This window comes from Paenilisteria rustica (genome assembly GCF_013820765.1).
GTDB lineage: Bacteria > Bacillota > Bacilli > Lactobacillales > Listeriaceae > Listeria_A > Listeria_A rustica.
This window is the reverse complement of record NZ_JABJVM010000003.1, coordinates 191,895-209,747: the sequence shown is the minus strand read 5'-3', so window position 1 is coordinate 209,747 and position 17,853 is coordinate 191,895. Positions and strand designations below refer to the sequence as shown.

The 17,853-nt window shown below is 40.9% G+C and carries 11 protein-coding genes; 2 read left to right on the top strand and 9 right to left on the bottom strand.

Going from position 1 to position 17,853, the window contains the following annotated elements:
• Positions 1 to 153: 153 nt before the first annotated feature.
• The 3 genes from HPK16_RS04495 to HPK16_RS04485 form a co-directional block, all read right to left on the bottom strand.
• Positions 154 to 2,427, bottom strand: coding sequence for an Ig-like domain-containing protein (locus tag HPK16_RS04495; RefSeq protein ID WP_181675817.1), 2,274 nt, complete (start codon positions 2,425 to 2,427; stop codon positions 154 to 156).
• Positions 2,428 to 2,819: 392 nt separating this feature from the next.
• Positions 2,820 to 3,479, bottom strand: a complete 660-nt coding sequence (locus HPK16_RS04490) for a Crp/Fnr family transcriptional regulator (RefSeq protein ID WP_181675816.1) — start codon at positions 3,477 to 3,479, stop codon at positions 2,820 to 2,822.
• Between the two features lie 181 nt (positions 3,480 to 3,660).
• Positions 3,661 to 5,163 (bottom strand): AcpB/EbpR/MafR family transcriptional regulator, encoded by a 1,503-nt coding sequence (locus HPK16_RS04485; RefSeq protein ID WP_181675815.1) that lies wholly within the window; start codon positions 5,161 to 5,163, stop codon positions 3,661 to 3,663.
• A gap of 232 nt (positions 5,164 to 5,395) precedes the next feature.
• Between HPK16_RS04485 and HPK16_RS04480 the strand changes: the two genes are divergently transcribed.
• Complete coding sequence (locus HPK16_RS04480; protein ID WP_181675814.1) at positions 5,396 to 5,821, top strand: hypothetical protein; 426 nt, start codon at positions 5,396 to 5,398, stop codon at positions 5,819 to 5,821.
• Positions 5,822 to 5,921: 100 nt separating this feature from the next.
• Here the strand turns inward: HPK16_RS04480 and HPK16_RS04475 are convergent, their stop codons facing one another.
• Together HPK16_RS04475 and HPK16_RS04470 are read right to left on the bottom strand one after the other, a co-directional pair.
• Entirely contained in the window at positions 5,922 to 8,561 is a 2,640-nt protein-coding gene (locus HPK16_RS04475) for an immunoglobulin-like domain-containing protein (protein WP_181675813.1), read from the bottom strand.
• Between the two features lie 67 nt (positions 8,562 to 8,628).
• Positions 8,629 to 9,363 (bottom strand): WxL domain-containing protein, encoded by a 735-nt coding sequence (locus HPK16_RS04470; RefSeq protein ID WP_181675812.1) that lies wholly within the window; start codon positions 9,361 to 9,363, stop codon positions 8,629 to 8,631.
• Between the two features lie 398 nt (positions 9,364 to 9,761).
• Between HPK16_RS04470 and HPK16_RS04465 the strand changes: the two genes are divergently transcribed.
• Positions 9,762 to 10,577, top strand: coding sequence for a hypothetical protein (locus HPK16_RS04465; protein ID WP_181675811.1), 816 nt, complete (start codon positions 9,762 to 9,764; stop codon positions 10,575 to 10,577).
• A 237-nt stretch (positions 10,578 to 10,814) separates the two neighbouring features.
• Here HPK16_RS04465 and HPK16_RS04460 read toward each other — a convergent pair whose 3' ends face one another.
• The 4 genes from HPK16_RS04460 to HPK16_RS04445 form a co-directional block, all read right to left on the bottom strand.
• The gene (locus HPK16_RS04460; protein ID WP_181675810.1) at positions 10,815 to 13,472 is read right to left on the bottom strand and encodes an immunoglobulin-like domain-containing protein; all 2,658 of its coding nucleotides are present in this window, start codon (positions 13,470 to 13,472) and stop codon (positions 10,815 to 10,817) included.
• 181 nt (positions 13,473 to 13,653) lie between these two features.
• Positions 13,654 to 15,783, bottom strand: coding sequence for an immunoglobulin-like domain-containing protein (locus HPK16_RS04455; RefSeq protein WP_181675809.1), 2,130 nt, complete (start codon positions 15,781 to 15,783; stop codon positions 13,654 to 13,656).
• Positions 15,784 to 15,948: 165 nt separating this feature from the next.
• Positions 15,949 to 16,422: a hypothetical protein gene (locus HPK16_RS04450; RefSeq protein ID WP_181675808.1), complete on the bottom strand. Its 474-nt coding sequence runs from the start codon at positions 16,420 to 16,422 to the stop codon at positions 15,949 to 15,951.
• A gap of 1,096 nt (positions 16,423 to 17,518) precedes the next feature.
• Complete coding sequence (locus HPK16_RS04445; RefSeq protein WP_181675807.1) at positions 17,519 to 17,722, bottom strand: hypothetical protein; 204 nt, start codon at positions 17,720 to 17,722, stop codon at positions 17,519 to 17,521.
• Positions 17,723 to 17,853 lie beyond the last annotated feature (131 nt).

Here is a 17,853-nt window from a genome sequence, read left to right as displayed (position 1 = left end):
AATCTATTACAGGTCACATTTTATATTAAGAACTATGGTTAGTAGTTATGTTTTTTCTAGTTCATAAAAATGAGGATGAATTGATTAAAAACCAACCCATCCCCATTCAAGCTATTTCCAAAGTACGTTTGTACAATGATTATACAATATTAGTTATTTAACCGTGATACTTGATGCTGTGTCGCCAGAAACTTGTACACCGTAATCGATAGTAATAACATCGCCTGCTTGCAGACGAACGCTGTTACCTTGTGCGTCTTTTACAAAACGGCTGTAGAAGCTGAATGTACCGTCTGCATTGATGCCGCCACCTGTTGTGATTGTTGGTGTGATAACGCGTTGCGCTACACCGTTTACGATTAAACGTAATGTTTGTGTTCCAACTGGCACGCTACCTGTGATGTGTTCTGCTTTTGCTGCTGTTGCATTGATTGTTGGTTTCACGATTTCTTTAATAACGATTGTTTTCGCTACTTGATTCGCTGGTGTTTTATTACCATAATCCACTTCTACTACGTCTCCCGCTTTCAGACGAACCGATTTACCTGTTGAATCTGTTACAAAACGGCTGTAGATTGAGAATTCACCGTCTACTACTTGAACGTTACGTTGTGCAACGCCGTTAACTACTAGGCGCACTAATTCTGCATCTGCTGGTGCTGTACCAGTAATTGCTTGTTGTTCTGGGTAGACATCGTTCACGACGATTTTACCTGATGTTAATGATGGGATGTGGTTGTATACTTTCACTTTTGTGTCTGTACCTTTTACGCCTGTTTCGTTCACTTCATGTACACTGATGATTGTATCTGCTTTTTGTTTTGGGATTGTGATACTGAAATGACCTGACGCATCGATTTTAGCTGTATATGTTTTACCAGCGATCGTTGTTTCCGCTGTTAGTCCTGGTGTTCCTTTACCTGTTAGCGCTGTTTTGTGATTATCCATTGGATCTAGTGTTACTTTACCTGGTGCTGTAGAACCGTCTGTAACTACTTTTGATGCCATTTCGCTTGTTACGCCATTTTTTGTTTGTGTCGCTGTTACTGTTGTACCTGCTGTTTGTTTTGGAACGGTAACGCTGAATACGCCGTTTGCTACTGTCGCTGTGTAATCTACACCGTTTGCTGTAACTGTTACAGTGGCGCCATCAGCACCTTTACCTGTGATTGTTGTGTCTAGGTTCGTGATGTTATTTAGTACTGGAGCTTCTAATGCAGAGTCTCCTACTACGACTGTTGCTTCTGCGCCTTTGTTGCCATTCACATCTGTTGCTACTACTTTAATAATAGCGCCTGCTTCTTGTGCCGGGATAGATGTTGTGAAGGAACCATCTGCTTCTGCTGTGATTGTTTTGTAAGCACCGTCTGGCAATGTGATTTCCACTGTTGCATTGGCTTCTGTTTTACCTGTTAGAGTTGTTTCACCAACTAGTACTGGGTTCACAATTGGCGCTACTGGACCCATTGCGTCCGTTACAGTAACCTCTGCTGTTGCGCCTACATTCCCGAAATCATCTGTAAGCGTTACTTGGACTTTATCGCCTTCTTTTTGTTTCGGAATAGTAACCGAGAAAGCACCTGAGCCATCCGTTCTGCCCGTTACATTGAAACCGTTTGGCAATGTGACTTTCACATCTGCGTCAGCTTCACCGTTTCCAGTTATCACAGTATCCATGTTAGTAAGCGGATTTAACGTTGGCGCAAATGGTGCTGCTGTTTCGCTTTTCGTTACAATCCTTGTATTAAATTCACTATATTTACCATAAATATCTCGCACTCTAACCATTACTACAGTTCCAGGCGCAAAAGTTGATGTTAAATTGTAAGTGTAACTCCCACCCTTCGTAATGACGTTAGCATAACGAATTGTTGGATCGTCCATCGTTCGCATTTCAACTCTATCTCCCATCTCATAGCCACCCCACCAGCCTGTGACCTTCGTGTCAGAACTTGTTATAGGCATGATTGTCGGGGGAGACACACTCGAATCGCGTTGTACAATATACGAAGCTAATCCTAAGTTTGTATTATTCACAACAATACCAGTAGTATCATTATTTGCAAATACTTGACCATTTGGTAATTGTACTGTAGCGTTACCATTCGCATCAGTCACCACAGCTTGGTCATCATGTTTCCATGATTCGGAAGAAGAACTAATAGCTAATAGCTCTAACCCAGCGTAAGGTACCCAATCTCCATTATCATTTTGAGTTCGCACATTAACCGTGTACGAACTAGCTCCTGGTCTTATAGTGGTTTGCCCAACTAGCTGAACATCGATAGGTGAGGTTAGGGTAAATAGTGGAGAAGAGGCTACCGCCTCTTGTGCAAATACATTTACTGGTCCTGCTAGGCTTGTTAGTGTAATAGCGCTTGCTGCCGCTACTACCATTACTTTATTTACTAATTTCTTTTTATTCAATTTATTTTTCTCCTTTTTTTCGCCTTTTCGGCATTTTATTTTTTTGCGATTTGATGTTGGAGTATATAGTTATTGCCCCTATCCATACACCCTTGTCACTATAGTATATATGGTACTTAGTACGTTCTCGACAAGTAATTAATTCCTCGTAAACTTACTTTCGAGCGCCACCTCCTTTAATGTTCTTTTTATTCTAAATATTACGATTCAATAAATCAAGATGTATGATTTTCTGTAATCTATAATTAATTTCAATTTCTTTGTATTAATTATTTGCTACTTTATTATATTAGCATGGATTCAAATTGCCATTTGGGCGTCGTTCTCATAAGAAGCGGTTTTTTTTGTTTATTTTGTGAACATTATTGATTAAAGAAATTTTATACAATATATTAAAAATCTAATTTTCGAATGAGGATGCCTTTATCGATGATTTCGATATTACCCATTTGTTCTAAGTCTTGTAAGCGTCGGGCTGTGTATTTTCTGGAAGTTTTACTAAAGCTAGCAATTTTTTGCTTATTAATAAACGTTGGGATAATGCGATGGTACTGCTGATTATTCCCACCAAAGCAACGCCCCAACTCTAACAATGAGAAATCAAAACGCTCTTCTACAGATAAGTCATACTTTCGGCTGTCATTAAATACGTACATTAATTTGTTTGTCATGACTTGTAAAAGCAGTTCCATAAATGATGGCTTGAGTGTAGAAAATCGCAAAAAATATTTCCGATCAATCTGGATGAACTTGCACTCTGTCAACATCTTGTAGTCTGGTAGCCAATCTTTATCTTTATGATTCTGTACTAACTCTGCACACATGATATCTCCTACTCGTAAGAAGTCTACGATGTTCCCGTCCCCACATTCAACCTGTACAAAACCTGATGTAATAACAAAGAAATTCTCTTTCATTTGCTCAATGGTCATTCTTTTATTTTTTGTGAGTTCGATATGCTGCACTGCTTCTTCTGTAGGTTTATTTTTATCAAGCTCTAGCACCATGTCATGAAGTTCCGCTAACAACCCCATACCTGTATCTATATTCATTTTCACTCTCCTTTTGTGTACTTGAATTATATTACCATGGCTTCTTTTACTTTTCTGGACGTGGTACGCAAAAAATAACACTTTATTTGTGGATTTTGTGAACAATATATGCGAAAAAATTCACAATAGGGCTGGATAAATCAAATTTCCAACGCTATCGTGAACTTTCTTAACTGCTATTTTAGCCTTCCAATTTCGCATCCCTAACAGCTGCTAACTTATTATCCAACTGCTTCCACGTCGCATTATCGTAGGCTGGTGACCAGTAGATCAGCTTCTTTGCGTCTTCTACCTCGGGATAATACGAATCTGAAATAATCAAATCGTACTCATGGTGTTTCTCTAATTTATCCAAGAAAAAGAAATTATAATTAAAACTCTGCGCTAATATCACTTCATATGAATTCTCAAAAATTTGGTTATCCTGCGATAAAACCAGGACATACACACGTGGCTCATATTTACGCATCGAAGCAACCGCCGTCAATAAGTGCGCCACCCGTTGAAGAAAAAATGCTGTTTTATTACTCGGTACGCTTTCCCCTTGTGCAACATACATTTTTTCAACAATCCCACTGATATTTTTCATAAACAGCGGATAGTCCTTTTGTAGAATCGCGAATTCCTTACTATGGTAATTGGGCTGAACAGCAGGATACATAAGTAGCCGCGTCTGTAAAAATAACAAATAGCCCAAAACGCCTGATGTCCGAATCAAATGTTCTTCCATCGGATACGTTTCTACAAAACCTTCCACAAAGCGATTCGTCATTTGCCAACTCGCCGTATTATTCATTCGATGAAACAAAATATTCGCATTGACATAGGAAGAATTATCTTCAAAGAATGGAAATGTCTGAAATAAAGCGAACAAATACATACTTTCGAGCTGGCGGTTCTCCCCGCTAAGCATTGAAAAGAAATCACGATGTACTTCCGCTACTTTATGATAGTAAGGATGGTCGTGAACAAGTTCATCTAATTTTGTGGAATCTGTAATAAAATGTTTTTTATTCGTCCTGATGCGAACTATCGCTAATCGCTGCAACAACTTCTCACGCGCCACATTATGATACTCGATGTCGAAAATCTGCTGATATTCTTCTATATAACTCATCAGCGAATCACGCGTTACGCCAACAAACGGCCATTCAATCCCAATAGAACAACCCCAATAAATAATCACCGCAAAATGACGAATATCATTTTCATCACCAATTAATTTAAAGTTCACCCTATCCACTTTCACCCCATAAGGCTCAATCTTATCCTGAAATTCTGTCAAATAGCTGTTAATAGACGGCACGCTCACATAATTCTCGTCTGCAAAAGCCGTCAATGAGTTGTGGTATGTCTCATGAAAACACGCGCTAAAAAACTTAAATATAACTGCCGATTTAATTAACGTTTGGCGAACCGTCCCTATATAAAAAACATTTTCCGCCCTCAAACGTACACCCTTACTCTTGAATACTTCTACTTCTAGTGGCCACTTTTCATGTTCAATAAGCTGTTCTAATTTTTCAACATAAATATACACAGTTTGAGTAGAGCACTCTAAATGATCCGCAATCACTTTCGCCGGAACCCAATCATCTTTCGCATTCAAATACTCCGTCAATTCCAACAACCGCAAATCTTCTGTCCGTAAAAAAAGCTCTTCAATTCGATTTCTAAATAACATATGCCTCTCACTCCTATACAGTCTTATCTTTAAACTATATATACCCCAAAAACTAGTTCTTAGCCTTCAAAAAAAAGTCTTGCTATACTACTAAAATGTATCTCGATACCATAAAACCTTAAGAATTCCGACATTTTTGTGAACATTATCCATATCCTCTATCTTTTCATCGGCTTTCCTACTATAATGAAAGAGGCGAGAAATGGGATTATTCAGAAAATGAGGTGTCGAAATGGTTCAACGAATTTTTCAATATGTCGAACAGAATGTAGACAACATTGTGCGCTATTGGGTCTCTGCGTACTACACAAACTCCCAAGAATATGCGATGCGGAAGGAATACGATGGCTTTCTTGGTGCTCAAACAGAAGAAATCACCCAACTTTTTCACATGACCCATCAACAAATAGAAAAACAATTCATGAATACTTCTCTCTTTCAAGATGTTGGAGAAGACCGAAAAGACATTGGGACGTCACTACTCGAAATGGTACATCATTTCCATCTCGTGTTTACAGCTGTATTAGAATTTCTTTTTCAACAACTCGAACAACATAACTTCGACTGCTCCAGAACGGCTTTAAATAAATACACCTTACTTCTACGAAAAATAGAAATACAAGCAGAACAAGATTTAATCGCCGGTTATATGAAATAATATACTTTTCATCTTTACACGTGCGCCATATTCTTTTCTAGAAACTTCAAAAAGAGGAATCCAGCTGACTTCACTGGATTCCTCTTTTGCTATTTGGTCCTTATTTTTTGCGTCTTAGTAGGAACAAGCTCGCAATCGATAGTAATGCTCCTAACAGAATGCCTTTCTCTGCTGTATCACCAGTACGCGGTAAGTGCGCTTTCGATTTCTTCTCTACTTTCGCCGTCGTTTTCGTTGGTGTTGGTGCGGAAACGGTTAATGCTGCCGGTGTGATTGGTTGTGCTGTCATTTTGACAATAGAACCTTTCACGATTACTTTTCGCGTAAACGTGCTAACATTGCCATCTGTATCTGTTACTTGGTAGGTCACCAGATATTCGCCTGGAACGCTAGCTTGAACTGGATTGGAAATAACTTTGATATCTCCTGTCAAATTGCCGTCTTCCGTATCTGTAGCGGACATGCCAATCATCGGATCAAATACGCTACCTTGTGCGATTGTTATTTCATCATCGCCACTAATCACTGGTGGAGCTGTAATAATAACCGTGCGTGTGAAACGTGTTTTATTGCCATCTGAATCGGTGACTTCATAGACCACTTCATAGTGTCCTGGCGTGTTGACGTCGACATTATTCGAGATAATGCGCACTTGGTCGGACAAATCGCCATCTTCTTCATCGGTTACTTCAATGCCTTCCATCGGGTCATACGTCCCATCAGGATTGACTTTAATCATATCATCTATGTTAAAAGTAGGGACATTTGGAACGGTTACGGTACGTGTGAAGGTCGTTTTGTTTCCTTTGCTGTCTGTTACTTCGTACGTGACTTCATACGCTCCTGCCTTACTTGTATTGACGTCATTTTTCGTGACTTTGATGCTTGCAGTTAGGTCGCCATCTTCTGTATCTGTCGCTTTGATATCTTGCATTGGATCGAATGTTGCGTCTGGTTGTACTTTGACATCAGCTGCCCCGCTAAATACAGGCGCGCCTTCCACGATGACCGTGCTTGTGAAAGTCGTTTTGTTGCCGTCTTTGTCGGTTACTTCATAAATTACTTTGTAGCTACCAGATTTCGAAGTATCGACATCATTTTGCACCACGGTAATGTTAGCCGCAACGTCTCCGTCTTCTTCATCTGTCGCTTCCATCCCAACCATTGGGTCAAACGTCGCTCCCGGTTGTAAGGTAATCGTGTCTTGCCCAGCAATCACTGGTGCTGCTGTCACAATGATAGTACGCGTGAATGTCGCTTTGTTGCCACCAGCATCGACGACTTCATACGTTACCGTGTAGCTACCCGGTTTACTCGTGTCCACTGGATTGCTGACCACTTTAATTTGGTCCGTAATATCACCATCTTCGGCATCTGCCGCTTGCATCGTCGCCATCGGGTCAAAATCGCTATTTGGATTCAATGTTGTTGTTGCTTCACCAGTTAAAGTCGGAGCTTCTGTCATGACAACAGCGCGTGTAAATGTCGCTTTATTTCCGTCACTATCTGTCACTTCGTATGTGACTTCATACGTGCCTGGTTTTGTCGTATCCACATTGTTCGTCAGCACTTGAATTTGGCTGGTCAGATCGCCATCTTCCGTATCCGTTGCTTTCATACCACTCATCGGGTCAAACGTATTGCCTGGGTTAAGCAGTGTCGTGTCTTCGCCTGTCAATACAGGCGCGTCATTGGAAGTAACCTCTACTGATGCATCCGTACCGTCTGCTGTATACGTTTCATCCTCAAAATTCTCATCATTATATGTCATGCTTGTTTCTGGCGTTGCCGCTGGTGTACCTTCTGCACCAGTAAGTGGAATTGTAATGTCTGTGCTGGCATCTTTCACTAAACGATCGACCGTAAATGTCAACGTTCCTGTGGCTGCATCGTATTGTTCATTGGATATAGTCGTGTTGGCAGAAGTCAGACTACCTACTGTGTACACTAGTTCTTTCGGAATTTTAACCGTTACTGTGTTATTAGCAGATGGCATTCCACCTACGTTACTTACATGAACATTATAGTCTACATTTTGTTTTAACTTCGTACTACTTGCAGAGAAACTACCTGCTACATCTAAAACGGATGGTGTAGCGAATTGAATATCATCCAACATATTCCCATTGTAAGCATTTCCACCAGACGCACCTAATGAGCGGAACTGAAAACGAGTAGTCGTTTGCCCAGCCGGTATCGTATACGATCCTGTATAAAGTCCCCATTCCGTATTACCATCCGCCATTTCGGCTTGTTGCACCATAGTCCCACCCGGAGCGCCGAATTCAACAACGGCTGTGTCTACTCCTAGCGCACCTCGGTGATACACTTGCCACCGCACCTTAACACCAGGCGTCGTTGGAATATCTTGATACAGGGCAGATACTTCACTACCATTTAATTCACCCCACTGACTTCCAGAAGGAGCTACATAATTATAAGAGTCTTTATTTTGAACCTCAATTAAATTATCAGAAGCCGAGGTTTCCCATCCTGGAACAAGTGACGCATCGAACAAACCATAGCCTTCATTCGTTGTTATTCTCGGGTTTTCAAAATCTCCATTTACCAAGGCAATTACGTCTCCAGCAGCTTGTGGTGCTGGTGTTGCAGTCGCCGCTTGTACTTTTTCAGGGCTTAAATTTGCAATCGCATCTGAGGATAATACCATTCCTCCGATTAATACCGCTGCTGACGTTACTCGTAATCCTTTATTCCACACTGTTTTTTTAGTTTCCATTTATATAAATACCTCGCTTTGTTTTTTTATTGTTTCTTCTAAAATTTATGTCAAAACATGTTTATAATCAAGCTGGTGTATCTGATAATGTCCATGTTAGGGTTGTTTCGTACGCGGAATCGGCATATTTCGCTGTCGCACCTGGTACTGTTAAGGTCACGGCATCTGCTGCTTCTGTGTTATCTGCGCCAAAGTTATCTACCCAATGACCCATTCCTTGATCTGCTTCGGCATTCATGACCATTGCTGATGTGCCGTCTGGATTTAATGTAATCGAACTTGCTACTGTCGGTGCTGTTATTGTAGAATCGCTTCTTGTTACAGCCGTCGCATTGTTAATCTTAACCTCCGCGCCTTCTAGCGCACGAGCCGTACCATCTTGTAATTGGCCATTTTGTGCTACTGTCAATTCCCAACCGCTGTTGCTACCACGATTATCTGTTACTTGGACGTTATTCGGAACGTCTGTCGCTGTGCCATCCACTGTCATACTATCTAATTTCGCGTTGTACGTTTGTGTTTCACCGGAAATGACTTGTGTGCCAAAATCAAACGACGAGACATAATCAATGCTTAGCGGGCCACTTGTTCCTGGGTCAGTTGTTCCTGGATCAACCGGTTTATTCGGGTCTAACGGATTGACCGGTGGATTTGTCACCGAACCATCTTGTACTTCGAATTGAACCGTACTATTAGAATTGAGCGAACCTACTTCTGCGGCGTTACTCGGAATCGCGAAAGCTGTTGTAAATGCTGTTGACAAAGTTACCACTGCAAGAATCGTTTTTTTACCTAATTTCAAAATAATACTCTCCTTTGAAGTGCACCGGTTTGTTGAGGCTACCGGATGAGACACTTTTACTATTCCATGGGCGTTTGGGGATAGATGGCTTCGTTGGAAGTACTCTATTTGTTTTGATTACTTTTACAGTATATAAGAATTATGAGGGGCTGTGCTATTGAAAATTGTAGTTATTAACACTAAAATTTCACATTCGTACGTATGAAGAAGAAATAAACAGCCTATAAGTTGATGCCTTCTAGTTAACACTTCACCAATTCGAAAAAATGTTAAAAATATTACACTTTTATTACAAATAATTTCCTTTCATTATTATTTCAAAATTCTGTTTCATCTCAAAAAAGCTAGGGTATTTTAACCAAGTAACATGATTTCAATTAGATTGAGGGGGAAATGTAATGACGATTGTGAAGAAAAAAAGCTTCTTAGGATTACTCTTTTTGTTAGTTTTATTAGTAGGGGTTTCGGTGTTTAGTACTAATTCGAAAGCGGCGAGTGTTAGCTTGCTGAAAAACAGTACGTTGACATCTGATTACACAAATCAACAGCTCGACTTAACGTTAACGGGGCAGACGGGGCTTGAAATTTCACTTTTGACATCGCAATATGTTGGCTTTAAAGTGGATGATAATCTCAAAGCGCTACTATCTGATCCAACGGTAGCCAACTCTTTGAAAATCGATTATAGTGTGCCGACTTTACTTGGAAATAGAACAGGTGTTATAACAACGCTGAGGGTCGATCCAGTGACAGGAATTGTTTCCGGACGTATTCCTTTTAATCTGTTAAACATCGCCATCGGTCAAAAAGCAACCTATCATTTAAGTAGCACAATCAACATCCCAGCTGGCTCATATGACTTCGAGGCGGTTGCTGCGGATGCGCCAATCGACTTGCCTCTTCTAGGTTCAAATGGTGCAAAAACTTCTATCACAGTTATTCCGACTGAGTTACCACTTACGTTTACATTCGGAACTAGCGCCATTGGTAAAACAACCATCACATTTAGTAATGCTATTCCAGTGACTCTCATTAGTTTCGATACAGAAGGAGGTGACCATGTAAAAGACTATGCAGATGATGCCGGAAACGGAACAGTTCAATTTCGGACGAAACTCGAGCCTGGAACTAGCGTCATCGCAACCGTCTATGGGCCAGGTGGCGAGGACTACTATGAAGTACCCCTTGTGGTCCCAGAAGAACCAATTCGATAGTTTTATGTAAATATTAACGAGGGCTCGCTAGGAAACGCGGATTTCCTCTGTTAAGAATGACACTTGGAAAAACCAGAAGACTTTCTCCTTAACGGGATGAAAATCTTCTGGTTTTATTTGTTCCTATTAGAATATGTTGCTGATTCAACTTGCCTAAAACTAGAATTTTTTACACGAGTCCTAGCAAAAGTACGACCTCATTGTAATCAACTACATTACAATTTTCTTCTCTGGTCCTTATTTTTTGCGTCTTAGTAATAATAAGCTCGCAACTGATAGTAATGCGCCTAACAGAATGCCTTTCTCTGCTGTATCACCTGTACGAGGTAAGTGCGCTTTCGATTTCTTCTCTACTTTCGCCGTTGTTTTCGTTGGTGTTGGTGCCGACACCGTTAATGCCGCTGGTGTGATCGGTTGTGGTGTCATTTTGACGATAGAACCTTTCACAATCACTTTGCGTGTAAAGGTTGTCGTGTTTCCGTCGGTATCTGTTACTTGGTAGGTCACTAGATATTCGCCTGGAACGCCAGCTTGAACGGGGTTGGAAATGACTTTGATATCGCCCGTTAATTCGCCGTCTTCATTGTCTGTTGCGGACATACCAACCATCGGATCAAAAATACTACCTTGTGCGATGCTGATTTCTTTCTCTCCACTAATAACTGGTTTGGCTGTAATCACAACTGTACGTGTAAAGCGTGTTTTATTGCCATCTGAATCTGTCACTTCGTAAACGACTTCATAGTGTCCTGGCGTGTTGACATCGACATTATTCGAGATAATGCGCACTTGGTCGGACAAATCGCCATCTTCTTCATCGGTAACTTCGATGCCATCCATTGGGTCATACGTACCATCTGGATTGACTTTGATCGTATCATCTATGTTAAAAGTAGGGACATTTGGAACGGTTACGGTACGTGTGAAGGTCGTTTTGTTTCCTTTGCTGTCTGTTACTTCGTACGTGACTTCATACGCTCCTGCCTTACTTGTATTGACGTCATTTTTCGTGACTTTGATGCCGGACGTTAGGTCGCCATCTTCTGTATCCGTCGCTTTGATGTCTTGCATTGGGTCGAATGTTGCGTCTGGTTGTACTTTGACATCAGCTGCCCCGCTAAATACTGGCGCGCCTTCCACGATGACCGTGCTTGTGAAAGTCGTTTTGTTGCCGTCTTTGTCGGTTACTTCATAAATTACTTTGTAGCTACCAGATTTCGAAGTATCGACATCATTTTGCACCACGGTAATGTTCGCCGCAACGTCTCCGTCTTCTTCATCTGTCGCTTCCATCCCAACCATTGGGTCAAACGTTGCTCCCGGTTGTAAGGTAATCGTGTCTTGCCCAGCAATCACTGGTGCTGCTGTCACAATGATGGTACGCGTGAACGTTGCTTTGTTGCCACCAGCATCGACGACTTCATACGTTACTGTGTAGCTACCCGGTTTAGCTGTGTCCACAGGATTGCTGACCACTTTAATTTGGTCCGTAATATCGCCATCTTCGGCATCTGCCGCTTGCATGGTCGCCATCGGGTCAAAATCGCTATTTGGATTCAATGTTGTTGTTGCTTCACCAGTTAAAGTCGGAGCTTCTGTCATGACAACAGCGCGGGTAAATGTCGCTTTGTTCCCGTCGCTATCGGTTACCTCGTATGTGACTTCATACGTACCTGGTTTTGTCGTATCCACATTGTTCGTCAGCACTTGAATTTGGCTTGTCAGATCACCATCTTCCGTATCCGTTGCTTTCATGCCACTCATTGGATCGAATGTATTGCCTGGGTTAAGCAGTGTCGTCTCTTCGCCTGTCAACACAGGAGCGTCATTGGAAGTGACCGCTACCGAAGCATCCGTACCGTCTGCTGTGTACACATCTTCTTCAAAATTCTCATCATTATATGTCATGCTTGTTTCTGGCGTTGCCGCTGGTGTGCCTTCTGCACCAGTAAGTGGAATCGTGATATCTGCTGCGCTGTCTTTCAATAAACGATCGATTGTAAATGTCAACGTACCGGTCGCTTCATCGTATTGTTCATTGGATACTGTCGTGTTGGCAGAAGTAAGGCTACCTACTGTATACGACAGTTCTTTCGGAATTTTAACCGTTACTGTGTTATTAGCAGATGGCATCCCACCTACGTTACTTACATGAACATTGTAATTGACGGCTTGCTTTATCTTCGTGCTGGGTGCAGAGAAAGAACTATTTACATCTAATACAGATGGAGTAGCAAATTGAACATTATCTAAATAGTTCCCTGCCCCTTGATTCCCACCTGCTGAACTTACCGAACGGAATTGAAAGCGAGTAGTCGTTTGGCCTTCTGGAATGATATAGCTTCCTTTATATAAGCCCCATTCCGGAACTCCATCCACCATTTCTGCTTGTTGTTCCATGGTAGATCCAGGTGCTCCAAATTCAACGATTGCTGTATCCGTTCCTAGCCGTCCTTTATGCATAGCTTGCCAGCGCACTTTAGTACCCGGAGTGGTAGGTATATCTTGATATAAAGCTCCTACCAGATTTGCATTAAGTTCTACCCACTGCCTGCCACTGGGCGTTGTTGTCACAGGATCCCTTCCAGCGTCATTGAATCCATCGGCAAGAACATCCATTTGTCCATCTGCCGCCGTCGTATACCATCCGGGAACTTGTGACTGATTAAATTGGTTATAATGAGCTGCATTGTTCACAACAGGGTTTTCAAAATCACCATTCTCTAATGCAATTACGTCTCCAGCAGCTTTTGGTGCAGGCGTCGCAGTCGCTGCTTGTACTTTTTCAGAACCTAAGTTCGCGATCGCATCCGAAGATAATACCATGCCTCCAATTAATACTGCTGCTGACGTTACACGAATTCCTTTATTCCACACTGATTTTTTGTTTTCCATATATAAATACCTCGCTTTGTTTTTTTATAAAAATTTTCCATGGTTTCCTACTTTGTAAACAGAAAGAGACAATTATTGCTGCCTTACGTTATATTCGCCTCACTTGCTAAAATATCTATATCAAAACATGGTTATAATCAAGCTGGTGTATCTGATAATGTCCATGTTAGGGTTGTTTCAATTAAGGTGTATCGTTCAGAGACCATGTAATACTCGTTTGATAATGATCGCCAGCTTTCACACCAGTCGGATTGACTTTCATATGCAACCCTTCTTCTTCTGGGGATTGGATGGTAGTTACTTCATCTTCATCCGACACACCTTCACCAATCACAAACGCTTGATTATCTAGCAAACGCGTCTCCGTCGTGCCGTCTGTATATGTCAATGCATTATGCAATTTTTTTCCATCAGGATCATCTAAATCGATAAAAGGACCGTTTACCATCGCCGTTACTTCCCACGGGTTACCATTATTGCGCGTATCTTTCACTTCGAGGTTCCAATCTGGATTTTCACGAGCAATATTGACCTCTTCATCCCGAATTTCTGTCGTTTCAAAAGCTAAATCTTCCGGCGCTTCATTAAATTCGAAAATGGTATTGTCGTGCACGGTAACTATTCGAGTAGTAAAACCTGTATTCCCGTCCGAATCACTAACTGAATAGGACAAACCATAGACACCAGCTTGATTCACATCGATCGTTCCACCCACCTGTAATTTACTAGTCAGGTCGCCGTCTTCTTTATCTGCCGCATAAACGCCTTCCATCGGGTCAAATGATTCTCCTAATTGCAATGTAACGTCTGTCGCACCCGTAATGACAGGTACCTCCGTTACAACAACACTCCGTGTGAATTCTGTCGTATTAGCGTCACTATCCGTCACGCTATATACCACTTGATACGTCCCAGGTTTGCTTGTATCGACATCATTGCTCGTAATCACCACCTGGTCGGTGAGGTCACCATCTTCGGCATCCGTTGCTTGAATCGTAGACATCGGATCGAACGTACTATCTGGATTTAGTCGTGTGTTTGCCTCTCCCGTAATGATAGGCGGCTCTTGTACCGTCACGGTTATCGTCTTCGTTACTTCATTTCCGTCCGAATCCGTTACCGAATAAGTCACATGGTACGTACCAGATTTCGTTGTATCGACATCATTTGCCGTCACAACCACAGCGTCTGTCAAATCGCCATCCTCAGCATCCGTCGCTGTCACACCTTGTTTCGGATCAAATACATCGTTCGCAGCAAGCACCTGATCCGTGGCAGTCAGAACTGGCACCGTATTTGGCAAAACACTCGTTTCCACTTCTTGTGAATAGTTCGTATACGTCGTGTCGGTGAAGTCCTCGTCTTGGTGCGTCACAGTGGCTTGCGTCGAAATCGCATCCGCAACAGTCATGCCTTTCACATCGAATTTAACAACTTTGGAAGCATCTTTTTCTATGTTAGCTAATGGAACACTTAACGTCCTAGTTCCACTATCATATGTTGCGTTTATCGGTACGCCATCGACAGTCACGCTATCCGGTTGATAATCTACTTCTTCTGGAATCGGGATAGTCAACGTCGTATCTTGAGACGCCATACCGCCTTCATTTTTCGCAGTGAATGTGTAGGTTCCAGTTTGATTTTGCTTGATTGACGTTGGTGCAGTAGCATCTACTGTGATGAAAGACTGTGTAGCAAAAGTCATATTGTCTAAAAGATTTCCCACATCCGGTACACCGCCAGCAGAAGAAATAGATTCAAATTGAAATCGCGTTGTTGTTTGACCTTCTGGTACTGTGTAAGTGCCTGAGTAAGTTTTCCAAGCTGTGTTATCCGTTTGAAGTGTTGCGACTTGCTTCAAATCACCCGGCGCTCCGAATTTCAGTGAAGCTGTATCCACACCTCTGACACCACGATGAGATACTTTCCATCTGATTTTAGCACCTGGCGTTGTTTCAATGTCTTGATATAAAGCTCCTACCTTATAGGCATTTAGCTCGGCATATTGACTACCATTTTGAGGCGTAGTCAATTTACTTGTTTGAATTTCTATTAAATTATCACTAGCAGTAGTATGCCAGCCCGGAACTTGAGATGCATCATACGTATGCCAGCCTAACGGGTCCGTTACGACAGGATTTTCAAAACTCGAATTCTCCATTGAAATCACTTCAATTTTTGTCTCAGGTTCATGAATTTCCATTTGCGCCACCTCAGCATGCGCTTCTGAATTCACGCCTCCACCAAAACTCGGTAGCAGGGAACATGTCATCAAGGCAACCAACCCGATTTTTAGAAAAGTTGCTTTCATCATGATTTCCTCCTTTATTAATCGCTCGTTTTGATTACTTTTACAGTATATAAGATTTTAGGGGCCTGGGAGTATGGGAAAACATTGTTAGTAGTCACAAAATTTTTTGCATAACAAAAAAGAAGAACCATTCTCAACGAATCGATTCTTCCATCATTAATTACATCACTTCTCTATCACTTTTCCATCCTTATCAACAGTCACAACAGTGCCTTTACCATCATCCGTGGTAACACTGCCATCTTTGTTCACCGTTGTCGAGCTCCCGTCAGTGGCTTCGGTTTTGACGCTGCCATCTTTATTCACGGTTACCTTGTTTCCATTTCCATCGTCTGTTGTCGTGCTGCCGTCTTTATTCACGGTTTGCGATGCGCCATCGGATGTTTGAACATTGCCATCTTTATCAACTGTCGCCTTGTTTCCGTTACCATCATCAGCGGAAACACTACCATCTTTATTCACGGTCCCAGACGCTCCATCAGATGTCTCCGTTTTGACTGTGCCATCCTTCTTAACCGTTGTCTTGTTCCCCTTACCATCGTCAGTCTTCACGTCGTTTTGTGAGGAACACCCCGTCAATACCCCTGCAACACTAAAACACAACACCAATAAAATAATCGCCCAACTTCTCTTTTTCATTTGTAAATCCATCCTCCCAATACTTTATAATTCAAAAACTTAATAAAAAAATACCATCTTTCAATCAAAATATTACTTGCTTCGATTTAGAATTGTCGGTAAACAAGCATTTTGTGAATTCCTGTACTAATTGTATATCCAAATCCTAATCATATCTATTTCCAGATGTCCTTTTTTATGTATTTTTTTAGAAAGGATGGCCCATGTTCAATAAAAAGACATATTTCTAACTCATTTCGTCTTTTTTACACATTTGAACTTTGAGGAGCATCAAGCAAATTCTCGTGCAAAAAAACTTAACAGATGTAACCTCCATTGAGGCTCTAAGATTGGTGGCGAGGGGATCGAACCCACGACCCGCTGATTAAGATTTGAATAATTTCATTGCCATCACTAAGTTAAGCTTGTGAAAAACCGGTGCATCTTGCATATCTTATTATAGTTCTTGCAAATAATTTTCAAGAACATCTCTGTTTCCGATAAAATTAAACATGAACGATTATGACTCTATTTATGATAAAAACTTTTTTTATCCGAACAATAATTATATCTATTACTTGTTATTTTAGAACACGTTTATTTCATTATATCACTCAATTTAAAGCTTAGACGCTATCTTTCTTGCCCTTCTCTCATTGCCAATATACCTTCCTATAACTAGTAGAAAAAAATAACCTATTAACCATATTTTATAGTCTGTGGTTACAGAATTCACTCGAAAAAAAAGAGAACATACTAATAAAAATAAAAACATTCCTCCAAATATTTCCAAACCTTCTTTTATACTTTTTTTCAATATAATCACCTTCATCCATGCAATTTTTATACGATTACTAAGGTTTTAGCTACTCTATTAATCTCCATAAGTTAAATAAACGTGCAGTGAATATCATACTACTTTTAATGCACCGCCCAATTTGACTCTCTAACTAGTAATAATCTAGATACAAATTTGTCTAAGATAGTGATGATGTTACCTTTTTTAGTCACTTGATAGTATTGCCCATCAAAAAAAGTATTCATGTCTGTTTCGGCACTAGCAAAATTTGGTGATAAAACGCTACATAAGTATAATTATTGACATCAGAGCTTTTTTTCATATTCTCATTTCCCCTCTTTTTTTAAGTATCATTCTGTTGAATAAAATCCAATTAAATACTACACCTGCTGTTAACAATGGAATTCCCCAATTATTAAGAATCGGTTCGTTATTTTTAATACTAAGTATGTATATGGCCAACAAAGCAATACACAGACATGCCCATACATTATCCCCAACAATTAGGAGTATTTTTTTCATTATTATCCTCCTCTGCGCTTAATTTATTTTCTAGTTGTCCATCTCCTCTTTTATTTAATTATAATCAAATATTTGTACAATTAAATTATATACTGGAAATTTCGCGAGCACAAAGATAGGATCCACTGAAT